Genomic DNA, 696 nt, shown 5'->3' with positions numbered 1-696 from the left:
CCACCCGCCCGAGGAGGCCCCGTGCCCAACGGCCCGCTCACGCTGCCGGCCCGGCTCTGCCTGCTGGCCTGGGACGCCGACCGGCCGGCAGCCGACGGCGCCGCCCACCGGCCCGGACCGGTGCGGGCCGGTGCCCTCGTCGAGCTGGCCCGCCGCGGCCTGCTCACCGACGAGGACGGCATCGCCACACCGGCCGACCTGGATACGAGCACGGGTGACGCGGTCCTCGACGGGCTGCTCGAACTCGTCCGCGAGTCGTGCCCGCACCCCTGGCGGACCTGGGTGACGCTGCGGGCGCGGGTGACCCTCGACGCCGTACGGGAGCAACTGGTGGCCGAAGGGTATCTGCGGGCGGAGAAGAGACGGTTTCTCGGCGTGTTCCCGTCCGTGGAGTACGCGCTGGAGCGCAAGGCAGCCGTGGAGCTGCTGCGGGAGGAGACCCGGCGGGTCCTGCGCGGTCCGCTGCCGGTCGCCGAGATCTCCGAGCGGGACGCCGCGCTCGCCGTCCTCGCCGCCGCGGCCGGCGTCTTCGGCGAGAGCACTCCCGGTCGGCGCGCCGCGGAACTGACCGAACGGGCCGGAGCGGCGACGCCTGGGCTGCACGGGATCGTGCGCGACCTGAGCACGGCACTGACGGTCGGGCCAGCGGTGGCGGCCTCGCCCTGACACCAGCCGGGGCCGGGGCCGCACCGGCAG

The 696-nt window shown here is 76.6% G+C and carries 1 protein-coding gene; it reads left to right on the top strand.

Going from position 1 to position 696, the window contains the following annotated elements; all coding sequences use genetic code 11:
- Positions 1-666, top strand: a 666-nt coding sequence (locus tag C1J00_RS43920) for a GOLPH3/VPS74 family protein (RefSeq protein ID WP_342751825.1), incomplete at its 5' end; no start/stop codon positions are given.
- Between the last annotated feature and the right edge of the window lie 30 nt (positions 667-696).

The organism is Streptomyces cahuitamycinicus (assembly GCF_002891435.1).
In the GTDB taxonomy this organism is placed as follows: domain Bacteria; phylum Actinomycetota; class Actinomycetes; order Streptomycetales; family Streptomycetaceae; genus Streptomyces; species Streptomyces cahuitamycinicus.
This window is presented reverse-complemented; position numbering and strand designations above follow the sequence as displayed.